Here is a 17,384-nt window from a genome sequence, read left to right on the forward strand (position 1 = left end):
GGTGCCGGTGTCCGCGTCGAGACCCGAGGGGAGGTCGCAGGCCACCACGAGGGCGTCCGGCCTGGGCAGCGGAGGCGCGTACTCGCCCGAGAAGCCGGTGCCGAGCACCGCGTCGACCACGATCTCCGCAGCCTCGAGCCGTTCTGTGATGCGCCCTCCGGCCCGTGTGAACTCCGCGAGGGCCGCCGGGTGCGCCGTGCCGCCCGCGAGCACGGCCGTGGCGCGCGCCCCGCGGCGGCCCAGCTCGGCGAGGGCCAACAGCGCATCGCCGCCGTTGTTGCCCTTCCCCACGAGCGCCGCCACGCGTGCCCCGGCGACGCTGCCGCCCTCCCGCCGGATCAGGCGCACGACGGCGAGCGCCAGCCCGTGCGCTGCCCTCGCCATCAGGTCGGGGCCGCGCCCGGCGTCGAGGAGCGGCGCCTCTGCGGCGCGGATCTGGGTTCCGGTGAAGGCCTCCGTCATGGGGCGATTGTAATGAGCCCAAGTGGGAGTGGCGGTCCACTCCCTCGACTGTAGAATGAATGAGGCATTACTGGTTTCACTCTAGTAACGCAAGGATCGACACGCCCTGCAGCGCGGGGCAATCAATGGGGGCATTGATGGGGGATTTTCTTGACCGCGGGGCACGTCTATCTGCGGGAGTCGCAGCGGCCGTGATCCTGGCCTCGGCAGTGGCAGCCGCCCTGTCCGAGGAGATCGGGATCATCGTCTGGGCCGCCAGCGGGCTTCTCGGGCTCGTGTACGGCCTGGCCGTGGTCTGGTCGGTCAGGCGGCAGTCTCCGGCACGCGCCGCCGCGCGGGCCGCTTCCAGCGCTCCTGCTGCCTCCAGCGTTCCCGCCGCGGCCCGCGCCTCCGCACAGGCAGTGGCCGCGGCCGAGCAGCTCCTTGCCGCGGCAGCCTCCGATGCTGCCGGCACCCCGGCTCCCGCCCGTCCGGCGCCTGCTCCCTCGTCCTCGGGCCGCCTCGCGGGAGGCTTCCCGACCTCGGCGGGCCACTCGGGCGTCGTCGCCCAGCCCGCATCCGCCTGACCTCTCCCAGCCCTTCCCCGCTACCGGGCGCGCAGCAGCGCGACGAGTTCCTCGGCCTGGGCGAGGTTGCGCGCGAGCTTGTCGCGGCGGCGCTCTGCTTCCTGCAGCAGCGCGGCGACATCCGGGGCGCTCCCCTCATCTGAGGGCCCCAGCAGCAGGCGGAGGAGTTCCGCCATCTCCTCGAGGCTGTAGCCCATCGGCTTCATGCGCTTGATGAGCGTCAGGCGCTCGACGTCGTCCTCTTCGTAGACCCGGAAGCCGCCCTGGGTCCGCATCCGCGCGGGGAGGAGGCCGACGTCGTCGTAGTGGCGGATCGTGCGCAGGGACAGCCCCGTGCGCTCCGCGAGCTCACCGATATGCACCCCAACACTGTAGCCGGATTGCAGGTCTACCCTAACGTTAGGGTAGAGTTCCGGCATCCCCCGACGATGCCCCTGAGGAGATCCATGCCTGCCCTGACCCCCGCGACCGAAACTCCGGAGGAGGCCCAGTCCGTCCTCCGGGCGCTGCGCACCCCCGGCCGCCTGAAGACCGAGGTCCTCGGCGGCCTCGTGGTGGCCCTGGCCCTCATCCCCGAGGCGCTCGCCTTCTCGATCATCGCCGGCGTCGACCCGCGGGTCGGGCTGTTCGCCGCCTTCACCATGGCGGTGACGATCGCCATCGTCGGCGGCCGCCCGGCGATGATCTCTGCCGCGACCGGCTCGGTCGCCCTCGTCATCGCGCCGCTGGTCCGGTCCCACGGCCTGGACTACCTGATCGCCGCAGTGATCCTCGGCGGCGCCCTCCAGATCGCCCTGGGCCTGCTCGGCGTCGCCCGGCTCATGCGCTTCGTGCCCCGCTCGGTCATGGTCGGCTTCGTGAACGCCCTCGCGATCCTGATCTTCTCGGCGCAGGTGCCCGAGCTCATCGGCGTGCCGTGGGCCGTGTACCCGCTCGCCGCCGCGGGCCTGCTGATCGTGTTCGGGCTGCCCCGGCTGACCCGCGCGGTGCCGGCGCCGCTCGTCGCGATCATCCTCCTGACGGTCGCCGTCGTGGTCCTGGGGCTCGATGTCCCTGCCGTCGGCGACAAGGGCCAGCTGCCCCACAGCCTGCCGACCCTGTTCCTCCCGCACGTCCCCCTGACGCTCGAGACCCTGCAGATCATCGGCCCCTACGCCCTGGGCGTCGCCGTCGTCGGCCTGCTCGAAACGCTCATGACCGCCAAGTTCGTCGACGACATCACGGACACCGGCTCCTCGAAGACCCGCGAGGCGTGGGGCCAGGGCATCGCGAACATCGTGACCGGGCTCCTCGGCGGCATGGGCGGGTGCGCGATGATCGGCCAGACCATGATCAACGTCAAGGCCGCCGGCGCCCGCACGCGCCTCTCGACCTTCCTCGCCGGGGCGATCCTGCTCGTCCTCGTCGTACCCCTCGGCGGCATCGTCGCGCTCATCCCCATGGCCGCCCTCGTCGCAGTGATGATCTTCGTCTCGGTCGCCACGTTCGACTGGCACAGCATCCGGCCGTCCACGCTGCGCACCATGCCCAAGAGCGAGACGGCCGTCATGGTGGTGACCGTGGCAGTGGTGGTGGCGACGAACAACCTCGCGATCGGCGTGTGCGCGGGGGTGCTGGTCGCCATGGTCCTCTTCGCCCGCCGCGTGGCGCACTTCGCGACCATCCGCCGGGAGATCGTTGACCGGGACGGGGCCGAGACGGCGGTCTACACGGTGGACGGGGAGCTCTTCTTCGCCTCGTCCAACGACCTCTACACCCAGTTCCGCTACGCCCACGACCCGGAGCGCGTGGAGATCGACCTGCACCGCTCGCACCTCTGGGACGCCTCGACCATCGCCGCCTTGGACGCGGTCACCGAGAAGTACCGGAACCACGGCATCGAGGCCAGGATCATCGGCCTGAACGAGGCCTCGCGCGCCATGCACGAACGCCTCAGCGGCCAGCTCGCCTCGGCCCACTGACTACTGGCGGGCTGACTCCTGGCGGGCCGGGCTCGCCGGATCAGCGCTCGGCGACCACCATCGCCGTGGCGATCCCACCGTCGTGGCTCATGCTCAGGTGCCAGGTCCGCACGCCGCGCTCCTCGGCGACAGCGAGGACGGTGCCCTTGACCTGGATCTCGGGGCCGGCAGGGCCCAGGCCGATCCAGCAGTCCTGCCAGTTCATGCCCGCCGGGGCGCCGAGGACCTTGGCCACGGCCTCCTTCGCGGCGAACCGCGCGGCCAGGGAGCGCACGTGCAGCTCGCGCTCCGCGGGCACGAACAGCCGGTCCCGCAGGCCCGGGGTCCGCTCCAGCTGACGCTCAAACCGTGCGATGTCCACGACGTCCACGCCGATGCCGATGATAGCCATGCGGCTACTCTAGCGGGGCCGCGTCGCTGACCATCACGCAGTTCCGCCCGGCCGACTTCGCGCCGTACAGCGCGGTGTCCGCGCTCGCGATGAGGGCGCCGAGGTCGTCTCCGTGCACCGAGCTGTCCGCCACGCCGAAGCTCGCCGTCGGCACGGTGTACCCGTCCAGGAGGATGCGCTGGGCCGAGAGGACGAACTGGATGCGCTCGGCCACGGCCACGCCGTCCGCCGCGGAGGAGTCGGCCAGCGCCATGATGAACTCCTCGCCGCCGAACCGGCCCACGAGGTCCCGCGAGCGCACGGACTGCCGGCAGGCCACGCCGAACGCCCGGATCACCTCGTCGCCGGTGAGGTGGCCGAAGTCGTCATTGATCGACTTGAACTTGTCCAGGTCCGCCATGATCACGGTCACCTCGCTGCCCTGCTCGTGCGCCCTGCTGAGCATCTCGCCTGCGCGGCGCATGAACTCGGTGCGGTTCAGCAGCCCCGTGAGGGCATCCTTCGTGGCGAGCTGCTGGAAGTGGGCCGTGCGGGTGGCGCTGTTGAGCGCGGCCAGGCTCGTCGCGGCCGCCACGATGAGCGCGATCGCCGCCAGCAGCGAGAAGCCCTGGCCGAACACCGCCCTGAAGGCCGGGTTCACGCCGCCCAGGGCCGCGAGCGCGATCGCGCGGACCAGGTCGTACACGCCGGTGACCGCGGCGATCACCGCGAAGTTCCGGGCCGTCCGCCATGGCACCGTGCGCTGGAGCCGCAGCTCGATGAAGATGGCCGCGCAGAACCCGCCGGAGAGCAGCAGGAGCACCACGGCGCCCCACAGGTCCGGGTCGAGGAAGCGGCCGGCGAATCCGATGAGCCCGGCGGCCAGGACCGCGAGCACCAGGGACACGGCAGGCGTCTCCGGATCGCGTAGGCGGCGCACGCCGGCCCACATCGACGCCACGCCCACCACCATGAGCCCTTGGCCGATGAGGCTGACCACCCCCATGCCGCCGTCGTTGAGGATGCCGGCGGCCGCGAGTGTCGCAAGGGCGAGGCACCACCACCGGGCGGGGGCCGTGGGATTCGCCCGGTATGTGTCGAAGTAGAACAGCACGAGCACGCACAGCGAGACGACCGCCATCACGACGGTGAGCGTGCCCAGGTCCAGAGCGCCCCCCACAGTGTTCCTCCCCGTGCCCGTCAGCGGGCACATCTGTGGCCCAGCGTACCGGCCCGGACGCGGCGCCCGGGGTATGCTCCCAACGTGGCGCCGCCCGGGCGCAGGAGTAATGAAATGAGAGGAGCGGCGTGGATCCCCAGCAGAGCCCCGATGGGACCGACTCTGGCATCAGCTCGCTCTCCTTCGACGAGTCCGGGGTGCTCCGCCTCGTGTGGGATCGCGGGGTCGATATCGACGCACCCCAGGCCGAGGCCGCCATGGCCCGCGTCAACGAGACCGCCGGCCCGGACCGCGTCCCGCTCCTGATCGACATGGCCACGACCTCCTCCGTGAGCCGCTCGGCCCGGGCCGTGTTCGCGCGCCCGTGCGCCGCGGCCGCGATCGCCCTGCTCGGGGCCTCCGCCGTGGACCGCGTCCTCGCCAACTTCTTCCTCGGCGTCTACAAGGCGCCCTGCCCCACCAAGTTCTTCACTGACGAGGCCCGTGCCCGGGCGTGGCTCGCGGAGGCCGCCGATGGCCGCTGAGCCGACGGATGACAGGCTCGAGAAGCTGATCGACCTGATCGTGCGGCTCTCGGCGGGAGACCTCTCCCGGCGGATGGAGACCTCCCCCGCGCGCGACTCCATCGATGCCGTCACCACGGGCATCAACCTGCTCGCCGAGGAGCTGGAGACCCTCTACGACCAGCTCGAGGCCCGCATCGCAACCCGCACCGAGCAGCTCGAGCGAGCCCAGGACGAGCTGCGCCGCCTCGTCGACACCGACGAGCTGACCGGGCTCGCGAGCCGGCGGCTCGTGCGCGAGCGGATCGACGCCGCCCTGCAGACGGCCGACGACGGCGGGCTGGCCGCCGTCGTCATCCTCGCCCTGCGCGGGTTCCGGCTCATCAACGACACCTTCGGCCACTCGGCGGGCGACGCCGTGCTCATCGAGGTGGCCCAGCGGCTGCAGGCCGCGATGGGCGGCGCCGAGGGCGGGGGCCATCTGGTGGGCCGGCTGGGCGGCGACGAGTTCGCGGTGCTCGTGACGGGGCAGGACGCCGAGGGCGTGCTCTGGACCGCGCGGGCCGTCCTCGACACGCTCAAGGAGAGGGTGCTGGTCAACGGCATCCAGGTCAGCCTGCGCGGCAACGTGGGCATCCGGTACGCCGAGCGCCACCTTGCGGTCGAGGAGATGCTCCGCGACGCCGACGCCGCGCTCGAGGCCGGCAAGGCCAAGGGCCACGGCGGCATCAGCGTGTTCACTCCCGCCATGCACGAAGTCGTGGCCCAGCGCGTCCGCGTCGCCTCCGAGCTGCGGGCCGCGTTCTCCAACGGGGAGATCGAGGTCTTCTACCAGCCGATCGTGGGGCTCGCCGACGGCACGCTCGCCGGAGCCGAAGCGCTCGTGCGCTGGCGCCACCCCGTCCGGGGGCTGCAGCCGCCCGCCGCATTCCTCGACATCGCCGAGGACGCAGGGCTCATGGTCGAGCTCGGCCGGTGCGTGCTGACCCAAGTGGTCCAGGCCGCTGGAGACTGGGCGCGCGACCCGGGCCTGCCCGAGCACTTCAGCCTGCACGTGAACATCTCGCCCGCCGAGCTCGCGCACGGGGACCTCACGGCCCACATCCGCAGGCTGCTGGACGAGGCCGGGCTGCCCGGGCCGCGCCTGACCGTGGAGATCACGGAGTCCGCGATCATCAGCGGCGGCCCCGACACACGACTGACCCTGCGCTCCCTCGGCGAGCTCGGCGTCCCCATCGAGATCGACGACTTCGGCACCGGCTACTCCTCCATCAGCTACCTCCGGACGCTTCCCGCGGTGCGGGCCAAGATCGACAAGTCCCTCGTGGACACCCTCGCGAGCGATCCGACCCAGGTCGCGTTCGTCGACGCGATCGTGCGCCTCATCCACGCGGCCGGGCTCACCGTGGTCGCCGAGGGCATCGAGGGCGAGGCCCAGGCCCGGCTCCTGCGCGAGCTGGGCTGCGAGTACGGCCAGGGCTACCTGTTCGCCCGGCCCATGCCCGCCTCCGAGCTGGGCCTGCTCCTGCGGTCCCTGCAGGAAGGAGGCCACGGTGCCGCTCGCTGACAGCATCCGGCTCGTCTCCCGCGTGGCCATCCTCTCGGGCCGGGTCCCCCGCAGCCCCTCCACCGCGTGGGAGCGGTTCTGGGCCGGCATCGCCGAGGGAACCCTGCCCGAGGACGTCCTCTGGGAGGGCGACCCGCGCTCCGAGGCCACCGAGCACGTGGCCCGCGGGATCGACCACCTCGACACGTCCCTGCCCGTGGTCGACGTGGGCTGCGGGTCCGGGTGGCTCTCCGCCGCCCTCGCCGGGGCCTTCCCCCGGGTGCTCGGCCTCGACGCCTCCGCGGCCGCCGTCGACCTCGCCGGGAGGCACCACGGGGAGCCGGGGCGCATCGACTTCCTCACTGCCGACGCGACTGATCCCGAGACCAGCGAGCGGCTCCACGGGCAGCTCGGGGACGCCAACGCCGTCGTGCGCGGGGTGCTCCACGTGCTTACCCCGGCCAAGCAGCGGGCCCTCGCCGCGGGCCTGCGCACGCTCGTGGGGACGCGCGGACGGGTGTACCTCGTCGAGACGAACGTGCCCGGGAACGGGCTCGGCTACCTGCGCGCGCTCGGGGCGAGCGGAGAGTCCATCCCCGCACCGCTCGCCCAGGCCATCCGCACGCTCCCGCAGCCGGGCCACTTCGGCCCCGCCGAGCGGGCGCGGGCCTTCCCCGAGGAGCAGTGGCGGCTCGAGACGGAGGGGTCCACCGCCCTGGCGCTCGCGCTGCCCGCGGACGGCAGCCACCTCCGCGTCCCTGCCTACTGGGCCGTCGCCTCGGCCCGATAGCCTGCCAGCATGGGGAGATGGTTCCAGAGGCTCGTCGGCCTCCTGATCGTCGCGGCCGTGACCGGCGCCGCGCTGCTGCTGTGGTGGGGGGTGGCCGCGAGCCAGCCGCCGCCACTCTGGCGGCCCGCCCAGGTCTCGATCGGCGGGGTATGGAACGTCTTCTACGACGCCCACGCGCCGCAGTGGCGCGTCGTCGCCATGGCAGCGGCAGCGGCGATCCTGCTCGGGGCGGGCGTCGCGCTCCTGGACCGAGCCATTGCCACCCGCTCGCGCCGGGCCTCCGCGCACGTGCGCGCGAGGCCGCTCGCGCCCAGGACCATCATGGCCGCCACCCGCGGCGTGTTCGCCGGGTCCGTGACCGTCACCGTGCTCATCCCGGCGCACAACGAGGAGGCCTCGCTGCCCGCGACCCTCGCCTCGCTCGACGCACAGGCCCACCGGCCGCACCGGGTGATCGTGGTCGCCGACAACTGCACCGACCGCACCGCGGAGATCGCGCGGGACGCCGGCGCCGAAGTCTTCGCGACCCGGGGCAACACGGACAAGAAGGGCGGGGCCCTCAACCAGGCGCTGCGCACCCTGCTCCCCGGCCTCGGCGACAACGACGCGGTGATGGCGATGGACGCCGACACCAAGCTCGGCAGCGAGTTCCTCGCCGAGGCCGTGCGGCGGTTCACCGACGACCGCGCCCTCGTGGCCGTGGGCGGGCTCTTCTACGGCGAGGAGGGGCACGGGCTGATCGGCCAGTTCCAGCGCAACGAGTACATCCGCTACTCGCGCGAGATCCGCCGGCGGCGAGGGCGCGTGTTCGTCCTGACCGGCACCGCGTCCGTGTTCCGGCCCGTGGCGCTGCGCGCCGTCGCCGACGCCCGCGGCACCCAGCTCCCGGGGCGGCACGGCGACGTGTACGACACCGCCGCGCTCACGGAGGACAACGAGCTCACGATTGCGCTCAAGTCCCTCGGGGCGCTCATGGTCTCCCCGCCCGAGTGCGCCGCGGAGACCGAGCTCATGCCCACGTGGCGGATGCTCTGGGCGCAGCGGCTGCGCTGGCAGCGCGGGGCGCTCGAGAACCTCGGCGCCTACGGGGTCACCCCCCAGACCGCGCGGTACTGGTTCCAGCAGCTCGGGATCGGGTACAGCGTGATCGCCCTCGGGACCTACCTGGCCCTCATCGCCCTGATGGCCCTGTCCATGGACACCTGGATCTGGTTCCCGTTCTGGCTCGGGCTCGGGTTCTGGTTCACGCTTGAGCGGCTCGTCACCGCGTGGGGCGGAGGCTGGCGCGCCCGCCTCCTCGCGGCCTGCCTGTTCCCCGAGCTCTTCTTCGACATGTTCCTCAACGTCGTGTACCTCAAGGGCATCGCGGACATCACCGCCGGGCGCAAGGCCGCGTGGAAGCACCTGGTGCGCGATGCCGGGGCCGAGGCTGTCCCTTCCGTGCCCGGCCGCCCCGCCGGCCCCGGTGCCGATGAGGCCGCGCGGTGAGCCCTGTCCGCGTGCCGCTGGGGATCCTCTTCGACGAGTCGATCCTGCAGAGCCCGTTCGTCAACGTGCTCGCGACGTTCGTGGCCCTCAACACGCTCATGTACGCGGTCCTCGCGGTGGCCCGTGTGCTCCCGCGCCCCCGCCTGCGCTGGCGGCGCCGGTACCAGCGCGCCGAGACCCGCAGCATCTATCCCGATGGACGCCGGTAGCGCCCGGCCGCTGAGCCCCGGGGGCCGTGCGCGCTCCGCCGTCCGCTCCTGCCCACTCTGGGGGCGCGCGGGACCCGCAGGACCGGTGTGTCGCGGCCGACACGCGGGGGCAGCCGGGCCAAAGAGGGCAGGAACGGACGGCCCCACTGGCCCTCCACAACGTCCGGCCCCGGCAGGTCGTCCACATGGGACCCGGGCCCGGTGCCCCGGCCCGTCCTGAGCGGATGGCATTGCACCATGGATGCCCTCGAGTACCTCAGATCGCTCGGCGGCGTGGCCCGCACGGCCGCGCTCCTCCGGGCAGGAGCCAGCAAGCGCGAGGTCGCCGCTCTCGCGGCCCTCGGCGTCAAACCAGCACGCGGCATCATTGCCCTTCCGGACTGCAACCCGGACTACCTCTTCGCACTCGTCCACAATGGGCTGCTCACGTGCGGATCCGCGGCCAGAGCGCACGGGCTGTGGATCAGGGACGTGCCCCTGCGCCGGCACCTGGCAGTGGCGCACTCCCGTGTCACGGTCTTCACGGCGCACCGCACCCTCCGGTTCCCCGCCCACGGCACCCTGCCCATTGCCTCGCTGGAGGACACCGTCCTCCACGCACTGGGCTGCCTCCCGCTCTCCGAGGCCGTGTCCATGGCGGAGTGCGCGATCAGGGGCGGCCAGGTCGACCGCGGCATGCTCGAGGACCTCCTCCGGGGACCCCGCAGCGCCCGGGCACGCCGTGCGCTCTCCCTGGCCACGGCCACTGCTGAATCCCAGCCCGAGGTGGAGGCAAGGCTCCTGTTCGTCGCCAGGGGCTGGCGGGTCCAGGTGCAGGCACGCATCCCGGGCGTGGGCCGCGTGGACCTCCTGATCGAGGGCCTGGTGATCGTGGAGATCGACGGGCACGCGTTCCATGCGGACCGCGCAGCGTTCGTCGAAGACCGGCGCCGGCAGAATGAGGCCCTGCGGCAGGGGTACCCGACGCTGCGGTATCCGCCAGAGGTCGTCTGGCGCGACCCCGACCGGCTTCTGCGCGACGTTGAGGAGCTCCTCAGGATCTGGGGTCCTCGCCGTTTCGGCGGGTAGGCCGCTTCCCCCGTCCGTCCCTGCGCACTTTGGCCCGCCCGGCCCGGCGTGGCGGCGGCGACACGCCGTCTCCTGCGCACCCGCCGACGGCCGTAGTGGGCAGGAAGGCACAGCCCTCCGAACGCAGCGCACGCGCACCGGCCCCTCCCGGGACTCTGCGCCCGGGGCATAGGGTGGCCCGCATGAGTGCAGACCAGAACTGGGCCGCGGACATCCTGCTCGACGGCTTCGGGCGGGTCGAGGAGTCGGTGGAGCATGCGCTCCTGGGCCTCTCCCCCGAACAGCTCCTGCAGCGCCCCGGCCCCCACGCCAACCACATCGCCTGGCTCGTGTGGCACCTCACCCGCGTCGAGGACGACCACATCGCCGCCCTCGCCCACGTCCTCGGGGGCCACGAGCCGCCCAAGGCCCGCGCCCGCGAGGTCCCGCCGGGACAGCTGTGGCCCCAGTGGCGTGACCGGTTCGCCCTGCCCTATGGCGAGTGGGCGACCGGCTATGGGCAGTCGAGCGACGAGGTCGGGAACTTCCCGGCGGTGGACTCCGAGGTGCTCCGCGGGTACCACGACGCCGTCCATGCCCGGGTCACCGAGGTCATCAGGGGCCTGCAGCCCGAGGACCTCGGCCGCGTCGTCGACGAGCGCTGGTCCCCGCCGGTCACCGCCGCCGTGCGCCTCGTGAGCCTGCTCAACGACGCGACCCAGCACGTGGGCCAGGCCGCCTACGTCCGCGGCATCGTCCTCGGCTGACCCGACCAAAGTCCCTCGCGCGCCCACTGCCGCGGGCGTACCGTCGTGACCGAGGGGGTTGCACATGGCGGCACTCGGCAGGCGACGGCTCACCGTCATCATCGTGGCCGCGGTGGTGCTTGTCCTCGCGGCGACCGCGGTCGCGATCGTCCTGACCCGCTCGACCTCGCAGCCGACGCCGGCCGCGCCCACCGTGTCGGCCTCCCCCACGGTCCCCGGCTCCGGGACCGCGTCCGCCGCCCCCACGGGTTCCGCAGCCCCGAGCCCCACGTCCGGGCGCCCGACGACGCCCGGCGCCCCCTCCACGTCGCCCGCGCCCACCAAGAAGCCCACCGCCACCGCCGGGCCGCCCCTGCCCCCGATGGCGCTGCCGCCGAACCTCCGGGGGCAGGACCTCGAGCGGATCCCCACCCAGGAGAAGGTCGTGGCCCTGACGTTCGACGCGGGTGGCAACGACGCAGGGCTTGCCTCCATCCTCTCGACCCTCGCGGCGCAGCACGTCCCCGCGACGTTCTTCCTCACGGGGGCGTGGGCCAAGGCGCACCCGGCCGACGTCGCGCAGATCGCCGCGGGCGGGCACCGGGTCGGCAACCACTCGATGACCCATCCGGACATGACCACGCTGACGGATGCGCAGATCGCCGCCGAGCTGTCCGCGGCGCAGGCGGCCATCCGGGCCGCCGGCGTGGATCCCCGGCCGTTCTTCCGCTTCCCCTCCGGCGCCCGCGACGCCCGCACCATCGCCGCCGTCAACGCGAGCGGCTACGCGGCGATCCGCTGGACCGTCGACTCCCTCGGCTGGCAGGGCACCGTGGGCGGCGTCCGCGGGGCGCCCTCGGTGATCCAGCGGGTCATGAACGCGATCCAGCCGGGCGAGATCGTGCTCATGCACGTCGGCTCCAACCCGGATGACGGCTCGACCCTCGACGCCGCCGCACTCCCCGGCATCATCGACCAGATGCACACCGAGGGCTACACCTTCGTCACGCTCGACGCGCTGATCTGACCAGGGCGCCCTCGGCGGACGACGACGGCCGGTCACCTCCCAGCGGAAGGTGACCGGCCGTCGTCGTACGTCAGACCCTGCGTACCCGAAACGGGGTGGCTACTCGACGGTGACGGACTTGGCGAGGTTGCGCGGCTGGTCCACGTCGTAGCCCTTCGCCGAGGCCAGCTCGGCGGCGAAGATCTGCAGCGGGACCGTGGTCAGCAGCGGCATGAGCAGGGTGGGCGTCTCGGGCACATAGAAGACGTGCTCGGCGTAGGCGCGCACGGCCTCGTCTCCCTCCTCCGCGATCACGAGGGTGCGGGCGCCGCGGGCGCGGACCTCCTGGATGTTGGAGACCACCTTGGCGTGCAGCGAGTCGCGGCCGCGCGGGGACGGGACCACCACGAACACGGGCTGGCCCTCGTCGATCAGCGCGATCGGGCCGTGCTTGAGCTCGCCCGCGGCGAAGCCCTCGGCGTGGATGTACGCGATCTCCTTGAGCTTGAGCGCGCCCTCGAGCGCCACCGGGTAGCCCACGTGGCGGCCGAGGAACAGCACGGACTTCTCGTCCTTCATGCTGCGGGCGAGCTCGCGGAGCGGGCCGGCGCCGTCCAGGACGGTCTGGATCTTCTCGGGGATCTTGTTCAGGTCCGCGAGGACGTCCCGGATCTGGCCGGAGAAGATGTTCCCGCGCAGCTGGGCCAGGTACAGGCCGAGCAGGTAGGCCGCGGTGATCTGGGCCAGGAACGCCTTGGTCGAGGCGACGGCGATCTCGGGGCCGGCGTGCGTGTAGAGGACGGCGTCGGACTCGCGCGGGATCGTGGAGCCGTTCGTGTTGCAGATCGAGACGGTCTTGGCGCCCTGCTCGCGGGCATAGCGCACGGCCATGAGGGTGTCCATGGTCTCGCCGGACTGGCTGATGGACACGACCAGGGTGTTGGCGTCCACGATCGGCTCGCGGTAGCGGAACTCGTGCGCGAGCTCGACCTCGGTGGGGATCCGGCACCACTTCTCGATCGCGTACTTGGCCACGAGGCCGGCGTAGGCCGCGGTGCCGCACGCGAGGACGATGATCTTGTTGACCTTCTTGAGCTCTTCCGGGTCGATGCGCAGCTCGTCGAGGACGAGCTTGCCGGACTCGTCGGAGCGGCCCAGGAGGGTGTCGTGCACCGCGGCGGGCTGGTCGTTGATCTCCTTCTCCATGAAGGAGCTGAACCCGCCCTTCTCGGCCGAGGCGGCGTCCCAGGAGACCTCGAACTCCTTGCCGGCCGCGGGGGCGCCGAAGAAGTCGGTCACCACGAAGGACTCCGGGGTGATCGTGACGATCTGGTCCTGGCCGAGCTCGACGGCGCGGCGGGTGTAGTCGATGAAGCCGGAGACGTCGGAGCCGAGGAAGTTCTCCCCGTCGCCGAGGCCGACGACGAGCGGCGAGTTCCGCCGGGCCGCCACCACGACGCCGGGCTGCTCCGCGTGCACGGCCAGCAGGGTGAACGCACCCTCGAGCCGCTGGCAGGCGAGCTGCATCGCGCGGGTGATGTCGCCGTCGGCCTCGCCGCGGTAGTAGTCGCCGATCAGGGCCGCGGCGACCTCGGTGTCCGTCTCGGAGAGGAACGGGACGCCCTTGGCGGCCAGCTCGGCCTTGAGGGTCGCGTAGTTCTCGATGATGCCGTTGTGGATGACGGCGAGGCGGCCGCCGTCGGCCAGGTGCGGATGGGCGTTGGCGTCCGTGGGCCCGCCGTGGGTGGCCCAGCGCGTGTGCCCGATGCCGGTAACGCTCTCCGGGAGGGGTCGCTCGGCGAGCTCGTGCTCGAGGTTCTTCAGCTTCCCGGCCTTCTTCCGGGACTCGATGGCCCCGTCCGCGACGACGGCCACGCCCGCGGAGTCGTAGCCGCGGTACTCGAGGCGCCGCAGGCCTTCGATCACGACATCAAGGGCACTGTGACTGCTGTTGCCGTCCGCGGCTTCGAGCGCGCGGGCGGTACCGACATAGCCGACGATTCCACACATGCGGACCATCCTACCGGCGCGCTCGGACACCCCGGCAGTTCGCGCGGCGCCGTCCCAGTTGACAGAATGCACGGGTGAGTCTGCAGAGAAGCGAGTCGGCCGGCGATGGCGCGTCCCCGTTCGTCGAGCTCGAGCGCGCCACGTGGGCCCGCCTCGCGGACCGCATGGAGCAGCCCCTCAACCAGGACGACATCGACCGCATCCGCGGGCTCGGCGATCCCCTCGACCTCAGGGAGATCCGGGACGTCTACCTGCCGCTGAGCCGGCTGCTCTCCCTCTATGTGGAGGCCTCCGGCGAGCTGCACACGGCCACGCAGACGTTCCTCGGCGAGTCGACCCAGCGCACACCGTTCGTGATCGGCGTGGCCGGGTCCGTGGCCGTGGGGAAGTCCACCATTGCGCGTGTGCTGCGCGAGATGCTGCAGCGCTGGCCGTCGACGCCGAACGTGCAGCTCGTCACCACCGACGGCTTCCTCTATCCCCTCGCCGAGCTGACCCGCCGCGGGGTCCTGGACCGCAAGGGGTTCCCGGAGTCCTACGACCGGCGGGCGCTCCTCCGCTTCGTCGCCGAGATCAAGTCCGGCGCCGAGGAGGTGCGGGCGCCCTGGTACTCGCACCTGACGTACGACATCGTGCCCGGCCGGGAGGTCGTGGTCCGCCGGCCCGACGTGCTGATCGTGGAGGGGCTCAACGTCCTGGCCCCCGCGCGGCCCCGCGGCGACGGCACCACCGGCCTGGCGCTGAGCGACTTCTTCGACTTCTCCCTCTACGTCGACGCCAAGACGAGCTACATCGAGCACTGGTACGTGGAACGGTTCCTCAAGCTGCGCTCGGGCGCGTTCGCCCAGCCCGAGAGCTACTTCCACCGCTACGCCTCGCTCTCCGACGAGGAGGCCGTCACCACGGCCCGGAGCATCTGGAAGCGCATCAACGAGCCCAACCTCATCCAGAACGTCCTGCCGACCCGGGGACGCGCCCAGCTCGTGCTCACCAAGGACGCCGACCACTCCATCCGGAGGATGCTGCTGCGCAAGGTGTGAGCCGGCACATTATGAGCCGGCACAGTGTGGGCCGGCACGGTGTGAGCCGGGCCCTTTCAGCTTGCATTGAGGAGGGTCGCATAACCTACACCCCATGTCCCCTGGCAGCAACAAGTACTTCGACACGTCCACGACCCTGGGCAGGATCCTCGCGTTCGTCGCCGTGAGCGGGCTGTGCGGGGTACTCGTGGCCGGGCTCATGACCCCCGCCGTCGCCCTCACCGGGAACGCGGCGAGCGGCGCCACACAGACGCTGAGCACCTCGGTGCCCGCGAACCTGACGGAGGTCCAGCCGGGCCAGGCGTCGAAGATCGTCGCGGCGGACGGGTCGGTGATCGCAACCCTCTTCAGCGAGAACCGCACCGACGTTCCGCTGGACCAGATGTCCCCGAACATCAAGAACGCGATCGTCGCCATCGAGGACTACCGGTTCTACCAGCACGGCGGCGTGGACCCGCTGGGCATCCTCCGCGCCCTCGTCACCGACGCCGGCGGCGGCCGCCAGGGCGCCTCGACGCTCACCCAGCAGTACGTCACAAACGCCCTCAACGAGCAGCTCATCGCCCAGGGGCAGAGCGCAGACATCGTGCTCAACGGGCAGAAGAGCGTGAGCGACAAGCTGCGCGAGATGGAGCTCTCGATCGGCCTCGAGCAGAAGTTCTCGAAGGACCAGATCCTGGCCGGCTACCTCAACATCGTCCCGTTCAACGCGAACGCCTACGGGATCCAGGCCGCGAGCCAGTACTTCTTCTCCGAGGACGCCAAGGACCTGACCCTCGCCCAGGGCGCGCTCCTCGCCGGCCTCGTCAACGGCCCCGCATACTTCGACCCCTCCCAGCACCCGGACCGGGCCAAGGACCGCCGCAACCTCGTGCTCGACGCCATGCTCCAGCACGGCTACATCACCAAGAGCCAGCACGACGACGCGGTCAAGTCCCCCATCGAGCTGAAGCTGAACCCGCCCAGGCAGGGCTGCCCCTACTCGACGGCGCCCTACTTCTGCGACTACGTGCTCCACCAGATCCTCAACGACCCTGCCTACGGCAAGGACCCCACGGCCAGGATGCAGAAGGTCATGCTCGGCGGCCTGACCATCAAGACCACCCTGGATCCGCGCCTCCAGGGCCCGGCCCAGGCGCAGGTGGACGCGACCGCGGGGTCCAACCCGGACAAGTGGGGCTCCTCGCTCGTGACGGTCCAGCCGGGGACCGGGGACGTCCTCGCCATGGCCCAGAACAGCCGGATGGTGGACGGCCAGGGCACCGGGTTCGTCACGTCCTACAACTTCAACGTCGACTCGACGGACGCGAACGGCGCCGACCTCGGCGGCGCGGGCGGCTACCAGCCGGGTTCCACGATGAAGCCGGTGACCCTCGCGGCGTGGCTGAACGAGGGCAAGCCCACCAACCAGGTCGTGGACGCCACCCGGCGCCGCTACGGGCCGGACTTCCCCTGGAAGTCCACCTGCCGGCCGGTCCACGGCGTCTTCGACAGCACCGTCCCGGGCTCCATCGACCTGCAGAACGACTCCGAGGGCTACTACCGCCCCATGACGGTGCGCGCCGGCATCTACAACTCGATCAACACCGCCACGTTCGCCTCGGCCGCGGACCTGAACGACTTCTGCGACATCCAGCGGGCGGCGGACGCGATGGGGATGCACGACGGCGCGGGGTCGGGGAAGAAGCTCGACCTGTCCACGCTCGGCAACCTCCTCGGCGGCACCAACGTGGCCCCGATGACCATGGCGAGCGCCTTCGCCACCTTCGCGAGCGGCGGAACGTACTGCGCGCCCGTGTCCATCACCGAGGTGGACGACGTCAAGGGCCAGAAGATCGGCGGCCAGACCAGCCAGTGCCAGCAGGGCGCCCTGAGCAAGGACGTGGCGGCCGCGGCCACGAACGTCCTCCAGGACGTGGCGACCAAGGGCTCCGGCCTGCTCATCCCCCAGAAGCTGGATGTCCCGGACGCCATGAAGACCGGCACGAACAACGAGAACAGCCAGACGTGGGTGGTGGGCTACACGCGGGGGCTCGCGACGGCGTCGTACTTCGGCGAGGCCCTCGACGGGCCGGCCGCCCGGACCGGCCGCGACGTGACCGTGAACGGGAAGTTCTACCCGGTGGTCGACGGCGCGTACATCGCGGGCCCGCAGTGGGCCACCTACATGCAGCAGGTGGCCGGGTACTACGACCACGGCGACTTCGACACCCCGCCGCAGAGCCTCATCACCGGCGACGGCGGGAGCAGCACCGGCAACGACAACGGCACCGGAGCGACCGACGGCGCCACCGGCGGCACCGGGAGGGGGAACCAGGGCGACACTGGGAACGGGACCCAGACCGGGGCCGGCACCCAGACTGGCACCGGCACACCGACCGGCACCGGCACCCCGACGGGCCACGGCCACGGGAACGGCAACGGCTGACCCGCCAATGTTTGGCCCGGCCCGCGCCGGGG

16 protein-coding genes and 1 pseudogene are annotated in these 17,384 nt (G+C 71.9%); 12 read left to right on the forward strand and 5 right to left on the reverse strand.

Annotated features, from left to right (window positions below; translation table 11 throughout):
* Positions 1 to 462, reverse strand: a pseudogene (locus SA2016_RS22520) (NAD(P)H-hydrate epimerase); the annotation flags it as partial.
* 209 nt (positions 463 to 671) lie between these two features.
* On the opposite strand from SA2016_RS22520, the gene SA2016_RS14560 reads away from it, so the two are divergent.
* Complete coding sequence (locus SA2016_RS14560) at positions 672 to 1,028, forward strand: hypothetical protein (RefSeq protein WP_084249559.1); 357 nt, start codon at positions 672 to 674, stop codon at positions 1,026 to 1,028.
* A gap of 20 nt (positions 1,029 to 1,048) precedes the next feature.
* Here the strand turns inward: SA2016_RS14560 and SA2016_RS14565 are convergent, their stop codons facing one another.
* Entirely contained in the window at positions 1,049 to 1,447 is a 399-nt protein-coding gene (locus SA2016_RS14565) for a MerR family transcriptional regulator (RefSeq protein ID WP_066499351.1), read from the reverse strand.
* Positions 1,448 to 1,474: 27 nt separating this feature from the next.
* Between SA2016_RS14565 and SA2016_RS14570 the strand changes: the two genes are divergently transcribed.
* Positions 1,475 to 2,989, forward strand: coding sequence for a SulP family inorganic anion transporter (locus SA2016_RS14570; protein WP_229710656.1), 1,515 nt, complete (start codon positions 1,475 to 1,477; stop codon positions 2,987 to 2,989).
* 40 nt (positions 2,990 to 3,029) lie between these two features.
* Here the strand turns inward: SA2016_RS14570 and SA2016_RS14575 are convergent, their stop codons facing one another.
* Together SA2016_RS14575 and SA2016_RS14580 are read right to left on the reverse strand one after the other, a co-directional pair.
* On the reverse strand, positions 3,030 to 3,380 hold the full coding sequence (locus SA2016_RS14575; protein WP_066499358.1) for a holo-ACP synthase: 351 nt from the start codon (positions 3,378 to 3,380) through the stop codon (positions 3,030 to 3,032).
* 4 nt (positions 3,381 to 3,384) lie between these two features.
* The gene (locus tag SA2016_RS14580) at positions 3,385 to 4,539 is read right to left on the reverse strand and encodes a GGDEF domain-containing protein (RefSeq protein ID WP_066499361.1); all 1,155 of its coding nucleotides are present in this window, start codon (positions 4,537 to 4,539) and stop codon (positions 3,385 to 3,387) included.
* Positions 4,540 to 4,667: 128 nt separating this feature from the next.
* Here SA2016_RS14580 and SA2016_RS14585 point away from each other — a divergent pair, with 128 nt between their 5' ends.
* The 8 genes from SA2016_RS14585 to SA2016_RS14620 all read left to right on the forward strand — a co-directional run bounded on the left by SA2016_RS14585 (position 4,668) and on the right by SA2016_RS14620 (position 11,895).
* On the forward strand, positions 4,668 to 5,063 hold the full coding sequence (locus SA2016_RS14585) for a DUF7793 family protein (protein WP_066499363.1): 396 nt from the start codon (positions 4,668 to 4,670) through the stop codon (positions 5,061 to 5,063).
* Entirely contained in the window at positions 5,053 to 6,609 is a 1,557-nt protein-coding gene (locus SA2016_RS14590) for a putative bifunctional diguanylate cyclase/phosphodiesterase (RefSeq protein WP_066499367.1), read from the forward strand. Before SA2016_RS14585 ends, SA2016_RS14590 begins: the two co-directional genes overlap by 11 nt.
* Complete coding sequence (locus tag SA2016_RS14595; RefSeq protein ID WP_066499369.1) at positions 6,596 to 7,378, forward strand: class I SAM-dependent methyltransferase; 783 nt, start codon at positions 6,596 to 6,598, stop codon at positions 7,376 to 7,378. Before SA2016_RS14590 ends, SA2016_RS14595 begins: the two co-directional genes overlap by 14 nt.
* A 9-nt stretch (positions 7,379 to 7,387) precedes the next feature.
* Entirely contained in the window at positions 7,388 to 8,866 is a 1,479-nt protein-coding gene (locus tag SA2016_RS14600; protein WP_066499371.1) for a glycosyltransferase family 2 protein, read from the forward strand.
* Positions 8,863 to 9,075, forward strand: coding sequence for a hypothetical protein (locus SA2016_RS14605; RefSeq protein WP_084249561.1), 213 nt, complete (start codon positions 8,863 to 8,865; stop codon positions 9,073 to 9,075). Before SA2016_RS14600 ends, SA2016_RS14605 begins: the two co-directional genes overlap by 4 nt.
* A gap of 237 nt (positions 9,076 to 9,312) precedes the next feature.
* On the forward strand, positions 9,313 to 10,143 hold the full coding sequence (locus SA2016_RS14610) for an endonuclease domain-containing protein (protein WP_066499373.1): 831 nt from the start codon (positions 9,313 to 9,315) through the stop codon (positions 10,141 to 10,143).
* A 182-nt stretch (positions 10,144 to 10,325) separates the two neighbouring features.
* Positions 10,326 to 10,889, forward strand: coding sequence for a mycothiol transferase (locus SA2016_RS14615; RefSeq protein ID WP_066499375.1), 564 nt, complete (start codon positions 10,326 to 10,328; stop codon positions 10,887 to 10,889).
* A gap of 64 nt (positions 10,890 to 10,953) precedes the next feature.
* Positions 10,954 to 11,895, forward strand: a complete 942-nt coding sequence (locus SA2016_RS14620; RefSeq protein ID WP_066499377.1) for a polysaccharide deacetylase family protein — start codon at positions 10,954 to 10,956, stop codon at positions 11,893 to 11,895.
* 99 nt (positions 11,896 to 11,994) lie between these two features.
* On the opposite strand, the gene glmS is transcribed toward SA2016_RS14620, so the two are convergent.
* A complete protein-coding gene (glmS, locus tag SA2016_RS14625; RefSeq protein ID WP_066499381.1) occupies positions 11,995 to 13,884 on the reverse strand; it encodes a glutamine--fructose-6-phosphate transaminase (isomerizing) in 1,890 nt (629 codons plus the stop codon).
* 74 nt (positions 13,885 to 13,958) lie between these two features.
* Between glmS and coaA the strand changes: the two genes are divergently transcribed.
* Positions 13,959 to 14,924, forward strand: a complete 966-nt coding sequence (gene coaA / locus SA2016_RS14630) for a type I pantothenate kinase (RefSeq protein WP_066499384.1) — start codon at positions 13,959 to 13,961, stop codon at positions 14,922 to 14,924.
* Between the two features lie 94 nt (positions 14,925 to 15,018).
* The gene (locus tag SA2016_RS14635) at positions 15,019 to 17,352 is read left to right on the forward strand and encodes a transglycosylase domain-containing protein (protein WP_084249562.1); all 2,334 of its coding nucleotides are present in this window, start codon (positions 15,019 to 15,021) and stop codon (positions 17,350 to 17,352) included.
* Positions 17,353 to 17,384 lie beyond the last annotated feature (32 nt).

The organism is Sinomonas atrocyanea, assembly GCF_001577305.1.
In the GTDB taxonomy this organism is placed as follows: Bacteria; Actinomycetota; Actinomycetes; order Actinomycetales; family Micrococcaceae; genus Sinomonas; species Sinomonas atrocyanea.